The organism is Shewanella sp. 10N.286.48.B5 (assembly GCF_002874355.2).
Taxonomy (GTDB): domain Bacteria; phylum Pseudomonadota; class Gammaproteobacteria; order Enterobacterales; family Shewanellaceae; genus Shewanella.
In genome coordinates this window covers 2,142,426-2,158,159 of the sequence record NZ_MCVG02000001.1, presented here as the reverse complement: position 1 = coordinate 2,158,159, position 15,734 = coordinate 2,142,426, and the positions used below count along the sequence as shown (strand labels likewise).

Annotated in this window: 8 protein-coding genes, 2 tRNA genes, 2 rRNA genes and 1 pseudogene; 10 read left to right on the top strand and 3 right to left on the bottom strand. The window is 43.2% G+C overall.

Features of this window, described 5'->3' with window-relative positions; all coding sequences use genetic code 11:
* Positions 1 to 32 precede the first annotated feature (32 nt).
* On the top strand, positions 33 to 710 hold the full coding sequence (locus tag BCU57_RS09280; RefSeq protein WP_241900982.1) for an exonuclease domain-containing protein: 678 nt from the start codon (positions 33 to 35) through the stop codon (positions 708 to 710).
* 96 nt (positions 711 to 806) lie between these two features.
* On the opposite strand, the gene BCU57_RS09275 is transcribed toward BCU57_RS09280, so the two are convergent.
* Both BCU57_RS09275 and BCU57_RS09270 read right to left on the bottom strand, forming a co-directional pair.
* Complete coding sequence (locus tag BCU57_RS09275; RefSeq protein ID WP_102435766.1) at positions 807 to 1,880, bottom strand: ketoacyl-ACP synthase III; 1,074 nt, start codon at positions 1,878 to 1,880, stop codon at positions 807 to 809.
* Positions 1,881 to 1,966: 86 nt separating this feature from the next.
* On the bottom strand, positions 1,967 to 2,638 hold the full coding sequence (locus BCU57_RS09270) for a GntR family transcriptional regulator (RefSeq protein ID WP_102435764.1): 672 nt from the start codon (positions 2,636 to 2,638) through the stop codon (positions 1,967 to 1,969).
* Positions 2,639 to 2,794: 156 nt separating this feature from the next.
* On the opposite strand from BCU57_RS09270, the gene gmhB reads away from it, so the two are divergent.
* Positions 2,795 to 3,349: a D-glycero-beta-D-manno-heptose 1,7-bisphosphate 7-phosphatase gene (gene gmhB / locus BCU57_RS09265; protein ID WP_102435762.1), complete on the top strand. Its 555-nt coding sequence runs from the start codon at positions 2,795 to 2,797 to the stop codon at positions 3,347 to 3,349.
* Between the two features lie 177 nt (positions 3,350 to 3,526).
* Here the strand turns inward: gmhB and BCU57_RS09260 are convergent, their stop codons facing one another.
* Positions 3,527 to 5,626 carry a sulfatase-like hydrolase/transferase gene (locus tag BCU57_RS09260; protein WP_102435760.1) on the bottom strand — a complete coding sequence of 700 codons (2,100 nt, stop codon included), beginning with the start codon at positions 5,624 to 5,626 and terminating at the stop codon, positions 3,527 to 3,529.
* Positions 5,627 to 5,740: 114 nt separating this feature from the next.
* On the opposite strand from BCU57_RS09260, the pseudogene BCU57_RS09255 reads away from it, so the two are divergent.
* The 8 genes and pseudogenes from BCU57_RS09255 to BCU57_RS09220 form a co-directional block, all read left to right on the top strand.
* A pseudogene (locus BCU57_RS09255) lies at positions 5,741 to 6,412 on the top strand (CpaF family protein); the annotation flags it as partial.
* A gap of 9 nt (positions 6,413 to 6,421) precedes the next feature.
* A complete protein-coding gene (locus tag BCU57_RS09250; RefSeq protein WP_102435758.1) occupies positions 6,422 to 7,399 on the top strand; it encodes a type II secretion system F family protein in 978 nt (325 codons plus the stop codon).
* 1 nt (position 7,400) lies between these two features.
* Entirely contained in the window at positions 7,401 to 8,372 is a 972-nt protein-coding gene (locus BCU57_RS09245; protein ID WP_102435756.1) for a type II secretion system F family protein, read from the top strand.
* Between the two features lie 57 nt (positions 8,373 to 8,429).
* The gene (locus BCU57_RS09240) at positions 8,430 to 9,413 is read left to right on the top strand and encodes a tetratricopeptide repeat protein (protein ID WP_102435784.1); all 984 of its coding nucleotides are present in this window, start codon (positions 8,430 to 8,432) and stop codon (positions 9,411 to 9,413) included.
* Positions 9,414 to 10,382: 969 nt separating this feature from the next.
* A 16S ribosomal RNA gene (locus tag BCU57_RS09235) occupies positions 10,383 to 11,925 on the top strand.
* Between the two features lie 200 nt (positions 11,926 to 12,125).
* Positions 12,126 to 12,202 (top strand) — tRNA-Ile (locus BCU57_RS09230).
* Positions 12,203 to 12,265: 63 nt separating this feature from the next.
* A tRNA-Ala gene (locus tag BCU57_RS09225) sits at positions 12,266 to 12,341 on the top strand.
* A gap of 368 nt (positions 12,342 to 12,709) precedes the next feature.
* Positions 12,710 to 15,601, top strand: a 23S ribosomal RNA gene (locus BCU57_RS09220).
* The 16S and 23S rRNA genes sit together here with 2 tRNA genes alongside, the layout of an rRNA operon.
* The last annotated feature ends 133 nt before the right edge of the window (positions 15,602 to 15,734 follow it).

Below are 15,734 nucleotides of genomic sequence, written 5' to 3'. Positions count from 1 at the left end.
TGTGATGTTAATAGTGTGGAGTAAACAACTTAGTGAATGAGTTATGGCTTAAAACGCGCTTACAGTTAGAACTTCTCGGTCAAAAAGACGAGCTTGCGGCTTACCAGTCGAGCGTTAAGCCATGCCTTAGTGCTACGATTGCGGATCTACCGATTATGGCAATAGATCTAGAAATGACCGGGTTAGATCCTCATAACGACCAAATAATCAGTATTGGTATCGTGCCGATTGAGCATGGCGCCATTCCGTTATCAAAAGCCCTGCAAGTGATGGTGACAATCGATGGAAGTGTAGGACAGAGCGCAGCTGTGCACGGGATTATCGATAATCATTTAACAGAAGCGTTATCACTAACACAAGCCATGGCCTGGTTGCTTGCACAAACTCAAGGCTCAATTTTATTAGCTCATCATGCACCAATGGACATTAGTTTTATCCAAAGCCATTTAGAAAAAGTCTATAAAAGAAGCATTAAATTGCCTTTTATTGATACCTTAGCGATAGAAAAACAACGACTTTTACGCCAACATGATGTGCTGCAAGAAGGTAGTTTACGACTGGATGCTTGTCGAAAACGATACGGTCTGCCGACTTATTATGGCCATGATGCCCTCACAGATGCACTAGCGTGCGCCGAATTGTTTGTGGCACAAATAGCCTCTATTGGCGACAGTAAAACCATGAAGGCGGCGCAATTTATTAGTATATAAAGGCAGTAGCCTGAATTTAATCAAATCAGTTTAAATCCAGTAAATAGATATAAAAAAACCAGCACAAGGCTGGTTTAATGGTTTAGCAAGCTGAGTTTACTTTGATTTGTTCATGAAGAAATCAACAGCTGGCTTGATAAGCTCTAAGGCAGTGACTTCACAAGGTGGAAGCTCGGCTGTAGGTGGGTTAATCGGTGTAGTACGCTCACCCCATTTAACTAATGCAGCCGCTGAGGTTAAACCCGCGCCAAAGGCACATGATAAAACAGTTTGACCTGCTTTCAACTTACCTTGTTCAAGAGCATCACAAATCGCAATAGGGATAGTGGCTGCCGAGGTATTGCCATATTTTGCAATATTAACAAAGGCTTTTTCTTTTGGAATTTTCATGCGGCCGATTAAGGTATCAATAATACGTTCATTGGCTTGATGAGGAATAACAAAATCAACGTCTTCTTTATTGATATTGCACTTTTCAAGCACTTTAGTGCTTAGACCGCCCATGCCATGAATCGCGCGTTTAAACACTTCTTGGCCATTTAGATGAATGAAGAAGTCTAAAGAAGATGAATCAAAGCGATCCATTTTGGTACCAAAACCAGAGGCTAAAATATCACGCGCAGCAGGGTCATTATTTAACTCGTAACCTAAAACACCGCCTGGTTGGTCGCTTACTTCTAATACCACCGCGCCGGCGCCATCACCAAATAATACGGCCGTTTCACGGCGAGACCAATCAAGGTAAAAAGACAAACGCTCTGCACCAATAACCAACACTTTTTTATTTTGACCACTTTTGATCATTGAACTACCAAGACCAAGACCGTATAAGAAGCCACTACAGGCCGCGTTGATATCAAACGCGCCGCAAGTTGCACCAATATTGGCTTGCACCGTTGAAGCAATGTTTGGAATTAAAGTGTCAGGGCTTGCTGTTGCTAAGATGATTAAGTCAATCTCACTGCCATCAATACCTGCCGCTGATAACGCATTTTGCGCTGCAACGGTTGCAAGTTCTGAGGTATTGACGTGGCTAATACGTCTTTCGCTGATCCCGGTACGAGTTTTAATCCACTCGTCTGACGTTTCCATAAATGTGGCTAAATCGTCATTGGTCAGAGTTGCTGGTGGGACACATTTTCCCCAGCCGGTAATATGAGCATACTGCATGTGGTGATCTCTCAAATAAAAATTAAAAAATAATCTGGTAATAAAATGTCTTCATTTAATAGAGGGACTGTTACTCCCCACTAAACCTACTTTAAATGCTGGACCACAAGTGCCTTAATGGCTTCTGCTGCATGTAAAATATGTTGTTGTAATAATTTGGTCGCTTTGCCGATATCTTTGCGTTTGCACAATTCGAAGAGTTCGCGATGCTCTCGTTCCGCCGTTGGTATTCCACCGGTTAAAAGTAGCTGTAAACGGATATAGCGATCACAGTTATTATTTAAACCATGGACAACTTCGAGAGTATGAGGTCGATTAGCGGCTTCATATAAGCACGTATGGAACTGGATATTGAGTTCGCTCCAAGTTGCAACTGAGTCCTCTTGCTTAAAAGCTGACTCGAGTTTGGCTAGCACCTTGTCAGCCCGCTCAAAATCATCATCTTGTAGATTAGGAATTGCTTTTGCAAGCAAATCACTCTCTATCATAGCGCGTAGCTCAAATAATTCTGTGACCTGCTCAACAGAAAGCATTGTCGCAGTGGCACCTTTATGGGCTTCAAACTTGACTAACCCTTCAGCCTCTAACTGTACTAAAGCCTCACGAACAGGAATACGACTGACATTAAGTTGTGCAGCAATTGCTGACTGTCTAAGCGGTTCACCCGCTTTGATATAGCCAGAAAGTAATTGTTCTCTCAAAACTTCTACTACAGCTTGGGTGCGAGTTTTATGAATTATTGGCGTTATTTGACTCATTACTTCTTATAATTGTCACAAAATATCTACGGAAGGGTAACCTTTACTGGCGTTATTATAAAGTATCGATGTAAAAAATCTTCCTTTTATAATACATGTGCATATTTAACTAAGTAGTGGGATAATCACTGTAATTGAAATTTTAGGAGTAGTACCGTGAATAAAGCCATTTTTTTAGACCGTGACGGCGTTATCAATATCGATAAAGGCTATGTGCACTTGGTTGATGACTTTGAATACATTGAAGGTGTGTTTGAAGCATGCTTAGCATTTAAAAAAATGGGCTACATGGTCGTGGTGGTGACAAACCAATCTGGTATTGCTCGCGGTATGTATAGTGAAGATGATTTTCACCATTTAACAGAATGGATGGATTGGAACTTTGCAGATAAAGGTGTCGATTTAGATGGTATCTACTATTGTCCACATCATCCAGTTAAAGGCATCGGGGATTACAAACAAGATTGTGATTGCCGCAAACCTAAACCCGGTATGCTTAATAGTGCTGCAGAATTTTTAAAAATTGATATGAGTCAATCTATCATGGTGGGTGATAAAGCCGATGATATTCGCGCTGCAAAAGCGGCAGGCATCCTAACATCGATTTTAGTTAAAACCGGTAAAGTTGTTGATGAAGCTGGGGTAAGTGAAGCCACTGCGGTAGTAAATAGTATTGCAGACGTGCCAGCTTATTTAGAGCAAATTTTATAATAAGCAAATAAATACTTATAAAATGCAACTAACAGGCTAGATTGCCCATGCTAGCCTTGTTGTTTTCTCATTGGAACTTTGCCATAGACCTAACGGTTTAGGTAATTAATAAAGCGCGTTAAGTCTGTTTACGCTTTAACTAAATTACTTTAATCCCACTGCCTTGCAAACTCATCATTAATTCTCTAACTGAGAGTATAAATCCAATGAATTCTGACATGGCGTTTTTGGCATGTTAACCAAATCAGCTTGGTAATGTTCGCAGAGTGCGGTTAACATTTTTTGCCACGGGGCATTGCCTTGATAGTTGGCTAGGTTGTGCCACTGCATAGTGTCAGTATTGACTAAAATGAGCCGTTCAACCTTAGGCAACATGGCGAGTTGCCACTGATTTTCATATACAGAGCGCTGCTTCAAAGCGATATTTTTTTTATAAAACTCGGGTTTCATTACCGCTCGGCCATAGTCTCTTACTTCATATTGTGAAGCGGTTTCTGACATGACTTTATTATCATCGATGAAGCTGGTATTGATAGCGCGAACAGGCAGTGAAGACTCAACAAAAACAAATCGCGTATCATCTAAATCTGTCTGCATCTGTGGAAGCGCTATACCGTCAAATTGCCAATCATTATTTGTCGAATCTGATTTTAAACTAGCCACGATAGTTGGTGCTATATCAATAAGAGAGAATAACCCTGGCACCTTACCTGTGTGGTTAATCGGTTCGCTATGGCGATATCGCAAACTTGCAAGCAATACTTGTGATTGCTCCTGAGACAAGATATTGGTCCCATGGCCCCATGCGGCTACATTGAGTTTTTCTATTTTATCGCTAGGCTTGTTATTGTCATCTTGTATATCTACTGCGGCAGTTAACTTGTCTTGAGCTAATAAAAATCCTTCTCCGTGGTCTGATAGTAGATACACTATGGCATTCTCTAACATGCCACGTTGGCGTAAGCCGCTCATAAAATTGGCTATCTGTATATCTACTGTTTTAATCAATTCTCGATGCATATAATGATTGTAGTTACCGTCCCAGCGTGATTTATCCAATTCAATAAAGTCTTTTGAAGTGAACGGCCAATGTAGCTGACAAAAATGCACCGCTAAGAAATTGGGCGTATCGACAGATAACGCATTGAGCACTTCTTGATTAAACCGCATAGGATCATAGGCTTTGCCATAAGCGCGATTAATATATAAATAGGGAAACATATAGCCTGAGATGGGGGTGTTGATGGCAAGATTTATCAGGGGGATATCTGCTACGCTGGCTATTATGGCATCAGCAGCCCCAACTTTGGGACCAATAACACGATCAAAGCCATAATGCTCATCTATTTGATTAAAGCGGCGCTCATCCATTGCATAGGTTGTTTGATACCCTTTACTTGAAAGTGAGTTTAGGAGCGGCAAATCTTTATTGACTAGCTCAGGGGGGGCTAAGTTAAACCTTGCTCCATTATTGACAGGGTATTGTCCCGATAATATCCCCATCCATGCCACATATGTGCGTGCTTGTGGTGTATAAGCTTTATCGTAGATTAATGATTTTGCTAATAGCTGATTGAGCTTTGGTGCTATTGAATTATCAGCTCCTCTGTGTGCAAGGTGGTCAGGGCGTAGCCCGTCAATACCGATAACAAAAATATTCGGTAACTCATTTACCGGTTTGCTACTGCTTGAAAGCGTGTTGTTACTAACAAAATTAACAGATCCAATGCTAACAATTAATAGGCCAATTAAAACAACGGTTTTATGAAGTGGCATACTGCTGAAAAGGGCAAAGATAAAATTACTTAGAAGTAAGAAAAACAGCCCCCAGACTACCCAAGGTTCTACGAATATTGTGCCACGGAATATCCCCAACAAAGAGGTGGGGTATAAATATGAGTTTGCCGCAACCACAAAAATACAATGGAGTAGTAGGATCACAATCCAGATCTGTGTCTTAATATTGTCATTGTTGCAATACTGAAACCAAGGCCGACATGAAAGGGTAATAACTGCAGCCCAACAGGCATGTAGCAATATGACCATAGCTGCGAAGAAACTAAGATCGTACAGTAAGCCATTACTTAACAAGTGCTGAGTTTTGATTTGTGTCATCGCATTGGCAATAGAGAAGGGGGAGTGGTCTTGTATTAACTGTTTATAGTTAAATGCAATCACAATTAGAAAAATTAACACCGCAAGCGTTCTAAAATACGTGCGCATCAAAGAGATTGATGGGACGCTAAGCTTAGCATTGCTTGTTACGGTTTTAGGCATGGCTTATCTCTTATGTTTAATTCCGAGTCATTTTAATTTAGCGCTTCATTTTTGTTTTGGTGTAGCCCTTGAACATCATGTTTAGTTTGATGCTGCATTTTTGATTGAGCTTGTGGTACTGGTAGTGGTAAAACCACGCTACTGAATATGCTTTCGGGCTATATTCCAGCTAATGAACGCATTGTCACCATTGAAGATTCTGCAGAACTTCAACTCCAGCAAGAGCATACTGTCCGTTTAGAAACTCGACCACAAAATATCGAAGGTCGTGGCGAAATCACCCAACGTGACTTGGTAAAAAATTGCCTTCGAATGCGCCCTGACAGAATTGTCATTGGTGAGGTGCGTGGTGGAGAAGCATTGGATATGCTGACCGCAATGAATACCGGTCACGAAGGTTCACTAACAACATTGCATGCCAACAGCCCACGAGATGCCCTCGGCAGGTTGGAGTATATGGTTTGTATGGCCGGATTTGATATGCCTGTGAGTAATATCAGGACACAAATAGCATCGGCAATTGACTTGGTTGTACAGCTTGAAAGGCAAGAAGATGGCCGCAGAAGGGTGATAAGTATCCAAGAAATCAATGGTATGGAAGGCGACATCATAACCATGTCAGAGATATTTCGCTTTTCACGTGAAGGCGTTGATGAACAAGGTCAAATTATTGGTCATTTTAATGCCACAGGTGTAGTGCCCAACTTCCATTCTAAATTAAAGCAGCATGGTATTGATCTGCCATTTAAGCTATTTAATTGCGGTGACCCATTCGCTAATTTTTAGGAGTCTTTTATGCCTTCCAATGAAATTATTTTCCTAGTTTTAATTTTTATTGCCGTAATTTTCCTTTCTCAGGCGTTATTTTTACCTGTCTATAGTCCGCAGCGGGCAAATACAGCCCAAGTACGTAAGCGATTACAGCAACTATCCCAAGAGTCTGGTGATGGTGTACTTGAGACTTCTTTACTGAGAAAAAACCGATTAAGCAAAGTTGGTAAGATTGGTCGAGCTTTAGAAAGCATCGGTTTTATTGAAGACTTAAGTTACCGTCTCGAGTTGGCTGATTATCGACTTTTAGGGCATCAATTTTTATTTTTAGCTTTATTTGTTGCCACATTAGTGGGGATAGTAAGTTGGTGGTATTTTCGTGTACCACTGATGGTATTTTTTGCAATGTTTATCGTGTTCTTGTTGTTTTATTTTAAATTAAATCGTGATATTGCAAAAAGAATGGATGCGATAGAGGCAAGTTTTCCTGATGCGCTTGATGTATTAAGGCGCGCTTTACAAGCGGGTTACTCGTTTTCTGATGCCATAAAACTGGTTACAGAGGAAATGGAAGGTCCATTAGCCAAAGAGTTTAGCTTGATGTTTGCCAACATCAATTACAGTAAAGATACCAAAAGGGCTATTCTTGGATTTATTGAGCGGGTACCAAGTGTGTCCGCGATGGCATTTTCAAGTGCGGTGATGGTGCAGAAAGAAACCGGCGGTAATCTAGCTGAAAACATTGATAACTTGGCACAGGTTATTCGTAAACGTTTTATGTTCAGGCGTCGAGTAAGAACGTTGTCGGCTGAGGGACGTTTATCTGCGTGGATTTTAATCTTATTACCATTTGTATTGTTCGCTGTTATCTATTTACAAACACCTGACTATGTGGGAGAGCTGACTGGCACCGAAGATGGCAAGACATTGTTAATGTGGGGCGCAATTGGGATGACGTTAGGTGGCCTTTGGATCAGTAAATTGATTAGGATTGATATGTGATATGGACTATTTACTTGGACTCATTAATCAGACATTCGACAATCCCCAACATGTTGAGTGGGCGATATACATTGTTGCTGCGATAGTCGGTATTACATTTGCTCTATCAATTTCGTTGTTAGTAAGCGGGGTATACTCGCCTGTGCGTAAACGCTTACAACAAATTTCTGGCGTTAATACTCAAAGCTCGGCTGTTGAAAATAACGAGGTAAATAAAACCCTGGAGCATGGAATTGGCCAATTAGGCAAAGTGCCATTTTTGAATTTATCAAATAATGAAACAAGGCGGTTGTTAATTCATGCGGGGCTACATTCCGATAGCGCATTGGCCATCTTTAGTGCGATACGTTTACTACTGTTGCTAATAGGTGCAGTACTTTCTATCGTGGTTTTAAAAATATTTCCGGATTTATCGACATTGATCAGTATTTATCTAGTGTGTTTGATTATGGGGGGATTTTTTTTGGCGCCTTCTTTAGTTTTAACCTACTTAGCGAATAAAAGAATGCGATCTTTACGTGTCGGCTTTCCTGATGCACTTGATTTGCTGGTGGTGTGTTGTGAAGCGGGTTTAGGGCTATTAGCAGCATTGCAACGTGTAGCTCGCGAACTTTCATTAAGCCACCCTAATTTATCCAGCGAATTAGAGTTAGTGTGTAATAAAGTTAGAGCAGGTCTCACTATTAGGGTTGCTTTAAGTGAATTTACCGAGCGAACGGGCTTAGAAGACATTAAAGGGCTTAACTCTGCAATATCCCAAAGTATGCGTTTAGGAACAGGGATTGCAGCGACATTAAGGGGTTTTTCAGAAGAATATCGAGACAAAAGACTACAACAGGCAGAAGAACAAGCTGCAAAGATGGCAGTAAAAATGATTTTCCCAATGATGTTTTGTATCTGGCCGTCCTTTTTTATTGTCGCAGTAGGTCCTGCTGTACTTAAAGTAATGAAAGTATGGGGGCAAGCCTTTTAATATGAATATTCTATATATTAATTTTACTGGATTCAGCAAAAGGCGAGGTATATGTCAATGATGAAACGTGACCTAAAAATGCTTTTCACGCTGGCAATACTTAGTTTTAGTCTTTGTGGTTGTGCATCAGTTGATGAGGATCTTGAACTGACAAAAATACCGCAGCGTCAAGATTTGTATCAAGGGAAATCTCAGATTGCAGTCGGGGGATCACCTCAATCAGAAATTGAGGCTCTTAATCAAGCTCAAGATGCAGAACGCTCTGGCGATTTAGATAAAGCATTATACGCCTATATACAAGCATTAGACTTCAATCAGCAAAACGCTGACACATTTTATCAAATTGCTCGAATACACGTTGCTAAAGGCAATAAAGACATAGCATTAAAAGCCTATAACGAAGCGCTGACAATAAACCCTGATCATAGGTTAGCAAATGCAGAGTTAGGAATTCTTGAAATAGATAGACGGCAATATGTATTGGCAAGAAAGCATCTTAAGAAAACCATCTTTCTTGATCAACAGCGATTATCGGCAATTAAGAGTAAGGCTGCTGGAGCAGATTATACTTCTTTAGATGAGCTATCACCTTTAAGAGTATATAACGCACTGGCTATTTTGGAAGATCTGGAAAACAACAATGAAGCAGCAAGAACATATTTTAGACTCATACTAGCATTCCAACCTCAATCAGCAATTATCGCTACCAATTTAGGTTATTCATTTTATCTTGTGGGAGACTTTGATAATGCAGAGTCATATCTCAAGCAAGCACTAAGAGCTGATCCGAGTTTTACCCGAGCATGGTCGAATTTAGGTTTGGTTTATATCCGCCAAGGAAATTATAGAAGGGCACTGGCTAGTTTTGAACAAACCATGACAACAGCGGATGCATTAAATGATCTTGGCTACTTTTTGATGTTAGAAGGCAAGTACGAACAAGCGATAAGTTTATTTAAGCAAGCAATAGATACTTCACCGACCTATTTTGAACGAGCTCATAAAAATTTGAAAATTGCTTTAGCATCTAAGATTAATTAAAGCTGTGGCTAGATAGATATAAAGTGACTGAATTGAAACTTTACTGATAATGAGGTGGAGCTAGTAACTATTAACCAGCATCAAGTTGAAATGTCATTGAGATGACATACTCATCTTCAAGTTTTAGCCGTAAGCGCTAAAATAATGGATTAACCCTGCATCAAGTTGAATTGATATTGGGATTACACATTCATCGTCGAGCTCTAGCCGTAAGCGCTAAAGTAATGGTTTAACCCTGCATCAAGTTGAAATGTCATTGAGATTACATACTCATCTTCAAGTTTTAGCCGTAAGCGCTAAAATAATGGATTAACCCTGCATCAAGTTGAATTGATATTGAGTTTACACATTCATCGTCGAGTTCTAGCCGTAAGCGCTAAAGAAATGGATTAACCCTTCATCAAGTTGAAATGTCATTGAGATTACATGCTCATCGTCGAGTTCTAGCCGTAAGCATTAAACTGGTATTAATGAAGTTACAGCGCTAGTTGACGTATTGCAGACGTAGCAGCATATATAGAGCAGAGCCTGTAACTAGTGATTAAAACCAAATAAACAGCGATAAAATAGCCAACTTGTTTTATTTTAGCGCAATACGCTCAATTAAAAAGCACTTGAATCAATGTTTGTCAATTAATTTGTAAAAGCCCTTGCATGAAATTTTAGTTTCCCTATAATGCGCACCACTGACACGGAACAAGGCGTCTAAACGCTAGTTACCGAGTCCGCTCTTTAACAATTTATCAAGTAATCTGTGTGGACACTCACAGGCGTTGAGTTAATCGAAATTGCTCATTCTTTCTCGTAAAGAGTGAAGCAATCAAAATTATTACTCAATGTAACGATGAGTGTTCATAGCAATATGTAACAAACGTTTTAGAGATTCTTCCGAGTCTTTAAATCGAAATCAGAATTCATTGAGCCGAAACGAAGCTTTTATTTATAAGAGTGGTTGTTTCAACAAAACTTTAATTGAAGAGTTTGATCATGGCTCAGATTGAACGCTGGCGGCAGGCCTAACACATGCAAGTCGAGCGGTAACAGGAATTAGCTTGCTAATTTGCTGACGAGCGGCGGACGGGTGAGTAATGCCTAGGGATCTGCCCAGTCGAGGGGGATAACAGTTGGAAACGACTGCTAATACCGCATACGCCCTACGGGGGAAAGGAGGGGACCTTCGGGCCTTTCGCGATTGGATGAACCTAGGTGGGATTAGCTAGTTGGTGAGGTAATGGCTCACCAAGGCGACGATCCCTAGCTGTTCTGAGAGGATGATCAGCCACACTGGGACTGAGACACGGCCCAGACTCCTACGGGAGGCAGCAGTGGGGAATATTGCACAATGGGCGAAAGCCTGATGCAGCCATGCCGCGTGTGTGAAGAAGGCCTTCGGGTTGTAAAGCACTTTCAGTAGGGAGGAAAGGTTAACGGTTAATAACCGTTAGCTGTGACGTTACCTACAGAAGAAGGACCGGCTAACTTCGTGCCAGCAGCCGCGGTAATACGAGGGGTCCAAGCGTTAATCGGAATTACTGGGCGTAAAGCGTACGCAGGCGGTTCATTAAGCCAGATGTGAAATCCCCGGGCTCAACCTGGGAATTGCATTTGGAACTGGTGAACTAGAGTCTTGTAGAGGGGGGTAGAATTTCAGGTGTAGCGGTGAAATGCGTAGAGATCTGAAGGAATACCGGTGGCGAAGGCGGCCCCCTGGACAAAGACTGACGCTCATGTACGAAAGCGTGGGGAGCAAACAGGATTAGATACCCTGGTAGTCCACGCCGTAAACGATGTCTACTCGGAGTTTGGTGCCTTGAGCACTGGGCTCCCAAGCTAACGCATTAAGTAGACCGCCTGGGGAGTACGGCCGCAAGGTTAAAACTCAAATGAATTGACGGGGGCCCGCACAAGCGGTGGAGCATGTGGTTTAATTCGATGCAACGCGAAGAACCTTACCTACTCTTGACATCCAGAGAATTCGCTAGAGATAGCTTAGTGCCTTCGGGAACTCTGAGACAGGTGCTGCATGGCTGTCGTCAGCTCGTGTTGTGAAATGTTGGGTTAAGTCCCGCAACGAGCGCAACCCCTATCCTTATTTGCCAGCGCGTAATGGCGGGAACTCTAGGGAGACTGCCGGTGATAAACCGGAGGAAGGTGGGGACGACGTCAAGTCATCATGGCCCTTACGAGTAGGGCTACACACGTGCTACAATGGCGTATACAGAGGGTTGCAAAGCCGCAAGGTCTAGCTAATCTCACAAAGTACGTCGTAGTCCGGATTGGAGTCTGCAACTCGACTCCATGAAGTCGGAATCGCTAGTAATCGTAGATCAGAATGCTACGGTGAATACGTTCCCGGGCCTTGTACACACCGCCCGTCACACCATGGGAGTGGGCTGCACCAGAAGTAGATAGTCTAACCTTCGGGAGGACGTTTACCACGGTGTGGTTCATGACTGGGGTGAAGTCGTAACAAGGTAGCCCTAGGGGAACCTGGGGCTGGATCACCTCCTTACCTATACGACTAACTTAATGTTTGTTGAGTGTTCACACAGATTACTTGATAGAAAGAAAGAGAAAGATATCGAAAGGTATTTTTGAGTTTTTTGATTGTTAATCAAGGCGCTTGAGGAGTGAATGAGGACGTGTAGTACACTACACGACGATTGAACGACAAAAGCAACGCTGAGTAACGATTAAAAGACCAAAAAGAATGGGTCTGTAGCTCAGCTGGTTAGAGCGCACCCCTGATAAGGGTGAGGTCGGTGGTTCAAGTCCACTCTGACCCACCAAAATCTTCATTTCTCCTAAGCGAAGATTTTGTATTAACGTATTTTGTTTTACTGCATGTAAATGGGGCTATAGCTCAGCTGGGAGAGCGCCTGCCTTGCACGCAGGAGGTCTGCGGTTCGATCCCGCATAGCTCCACCATTTACATCTTCTCAATAAGTTGAGTCGACATATGCAATTAAGAGATGCCAAAGATAATCTAACCATTATCTTTGGCTTTTTTTAGCCCGTTCTTTAACAATTTGGAAAGCTGATAGTATTTAATACGATGATGTCTGTCGTTGTATTAATTACAAATCGTATTATTGGGAAATTAATCCTTTTCTGATAATACATTGAGTTCTCAAAACACTTTATTAAGTGTCTTGAATATTCTAAAAACTAAGGCGAATTTGTGTACTCGCAAGAGATGCAAATTATGTAATAAACCAGCTAGTTACGATACAGCTGTTAGGGCTACCCGCTCTAACAACGATTAAGTTTCCTTGTGAAACTCATTTGGGTTGTATGGTTAAGTGACTAAGCGTATACGGTGGATGCCTTGGCAGTCAGAGGCGATGAAGGACGTAGTAACTTGCGAAAAGCGTTGGCGAGCTAGTAACAAGCATTTGAGCTAACGATGTCCGAATGGGGAAACCCGGCCACATAAGTGGTCATCATAACGTGAATACATAGCGTTATGAGGCGAACCTGGGGAACTGAAACATCTAAGTACCCAGAGGAAAAGAAATCAACCGAGATTCCCCTAGTAGCGGCGAGCGAACGGGGATTAGCCCTTAAGTCTATGGGGTGTTAGTGGAATGAGTTGGAAAGCTCAACGGTACAGGGTGATAGTCCCGTACATGAAAACTAACCATAGATGAAAACGAGTAAGGCGGGACACGTGACATCCTGTTTGAATATGGGGGGACCATCCTCCAAGGCTAAATACTCCTGACTGACCGATAGTGAACCAGTACCGTGAGGGAAAGGCGAAAAGAACCCCTGTGAGGGGAGTGAAATAGAACCTGAAACCGTGTACGTACAAGCAGTGGGAGCGGTTCTTGAGACCGTGACTGCGTACCTTTTGTATAATGGGTCAGCGACTTACGTTTTGTAGCGAGGTTAAGCGAATAGCGGAGCCGTAGGGAAACCGAGTGTTAACTGCGCGTTTAGTTGCAAGGCGTAGACCCGAAACCGAGTGATCTAGCCATGGGCAGGTTGAAGGTTGAGTAACATCAACTGGAGGACCGAACCGACTAATGTTGAAAAATTAGCGGATGACTTGTGGCTGGGGGTGAAAGGCCAATCAAACTCGGAGATATCTGGTTCTCCTCGAAAGCTATTTAGGTAGCGCCTCGAGCGAATACCACTGGGGGTAGAGCACTGTTAAGGCTAGGGGGTCATCCCGACTTACCAACCCTTTGCAAACTCCGAATACCAGTGAGTACTACTCGGGAGACAGACGGCGGGTGCTAACGTCCGTCGTCAAAAGGGAAACAACCCAGACCATCAGCTAAGGTCCCAAAGTTATTGCTAAGTGGGAAACGATGTGGGAAGGCTTAGACAGCTAGGATGTTGGCTTAGAAGCAGCCATCATTTAAAGAAAGCGTAATAGCTCACTAGTCGAGTCGGCCTGCGCGGAAGATTTAACGGGGCTAAGCAATACACCGAAGCTATGGGTTTGCTCTTATGAGCAAGCGGTAGAGGAGCGTTCTGTAAGCGGTTGAAGGTGAAGGGGTAACCCACACTGGACGTATCAGAAGTGCGAATGCTGACATGAGTAACGATAAAGGGAGTGAAAAACTCCCTCGCCGAAAGACCAAGGGTTCCTGTCCAACGTTAATCGGGGCAGGGTGAGTCGACCCCTAAGGCGAGGCCGAAAGGCGTAGTCGATGGGAAACGGGTCAATATTCCCGTACTTCTGCTAACTGCGATGGAGAGACGGAGAAGGCTAGGCTAGCGCGGCGTTGGTAGTCCGCGTTTAAGGTTGTAGGCTGTAAACTTAGGCAAATCCGGGTTTACATTAGGCTGAGAGCTGATGACGAGTCACTAAGGTGATGAAGTAGTTGATGCCATGCTTCCAGGAAAATCTTCTAAGCTTCAGGTTAGTAGGAATCGTACCCCAAACCGACACAGGTGGTCGGGTAGAGAATACCAAGGCGCTTGAGAGAACTCGGCTGAAGGAACTAGGCAAAATGGTACCGTAACTTCGGGAGAAGGTACGCTGCTGTTGGTGATGGGACTTGCTCCCTAAGCTGACGGCAGTCGCAGATACCAGGTGGCTGCAACTGTTTATCAAAAACACAGTACTGTGCAAAATCGCAAGATGACGTATACGGTATGACGCCTGCCCGGTGCTTGAAGGTTAATTGATTGGGTTATCTTCGGAGAAGCTCATGATCGAAGCCCAAGTAAACGGCGGCCGTAACTATAACGGTCCTAAGGTAGCGAAATTCCTTGTCGGGTAAGTTCCGACCTGCACGAATGGCGTAATGATGGCCACGCTGTCTCCAGCCGAGACTCAGTGAAGTTGAAATTGCGGTGAAGATGCCGTATACCCGCGGCTAGACGGAAAGACCCCGTGAACCTTTACTATAGCTTGGCACTGAACATTGAACCTACATGTGTAGGATAGGTGGGAGACTTTGAAGCTTCGTCGCTAGATGGAGTGGAGTCAATCTTGAAATACCACCCTTGTAGTTTTGATGTTCTAACCGCGGCCCCTTATCGGGGTTCGGGACAGTGCCTGGTGGGTAGTTTGACTGGGGCGGTCTCCTCCCAAAGAGTAACGGAGGAGCACGAAGGTTGGCTAAGTACGGTCGGACATCGTACGGTTAGTGCAATGGCATAAGCCAGCTTAACTGCGAGACATACACGTCGAGCAGGTACGAAAGTAGGTCATAGTGATCCGGTGGTTCTGTATGGAAGGGCCATCGCTCAACGGATAAAAGGTACTCCGGGGATAACAGGCTGATACCGCCCAAGAGTTCATATCGACGGCGGTGTTTGGCACCTCGATGTCGGCTCATCACATCCTGGGGCTGAAGTCGGTCCCAAGGGTATGGCTGTTCGCCATTTAAAGTGGTACGCGAGCTGGGTTCAGAACGTCGTGAGACAGTTCGGTCCCTATCTGCCGTGGGCGTTGGATGATTGAAGGAAGCTGCTCCTAGTACGAGAGGACCGGAGTGGACGAACCGCTGGTGTTCGGGTTGTTATGCCAATAGCATTGCCCGGTAGCTACGTTCGGAATCGATAACCGCTGAAAGCATCTAAGCGGGAAGCGAGTCCTAAGATGAGTCATCCCTAGGAATTTAATTCCTCTAAAGAGCCGTTCGAGACTAGGACGTTGATAGGCAGGGTGTGTAAGCGTTGTGAGGCGTTGAGCTAACCTGTACTAATGACTCGTGAGGCTTAACCATACAACCCAGATGAGTTTTATCTGAGTTGATGGTAACTAGATTTATTACAAAGACTTAGTGATAGAATTTAAGCACTTGATAAAGTAAGAAACTCAAACAGCTTTCCGAATTATTATTTACTGCATTTGCGGTA

Coding starts and splice junctions, on each gene's coding strand:
- BCU57_RS09275 (WP_102435766.1), bottom strand. CDS start 1,880: ATGCAGTATGCTCATATTACCGGCTGGGGAAAATGTGTCCCACCAGCA.
- BCU57_RS09240 (WP_102435784.1), top strand. CDS start 8,430: ATGATGAAACGTGACCTAAAAATGCTTTTCACGCTGGCAATACTTAGT.
- BCU57_RS09245 (WP_102435756.1), top strand. CDS start 7,401: ATGGACTATTTACTTGGACTCATTAATCAGACATTCGACAATCCCCAA.
- BCU57_RS09260 (WP_102435760.1), bottom strand. CDS start 5,626: ATGCCTAAAACCGTAACAAGCAATGCTAAGCTTAGCGTCCCATCAATC.
- BCU57_RS09250 (WP_102435758.1), top strand. CDS start 6,422: ATGCCTTCCAATGAAATTATTTTCCTAGTTTTAATTTTTATTGCCGTA.
- BCU57_RS09270 (WP_102435764.1), bottom strand. CDS start 2,638: ATGAGTCAAATAACGCCAATAATTCATAAAACTCGCACCCAAGCTGTA.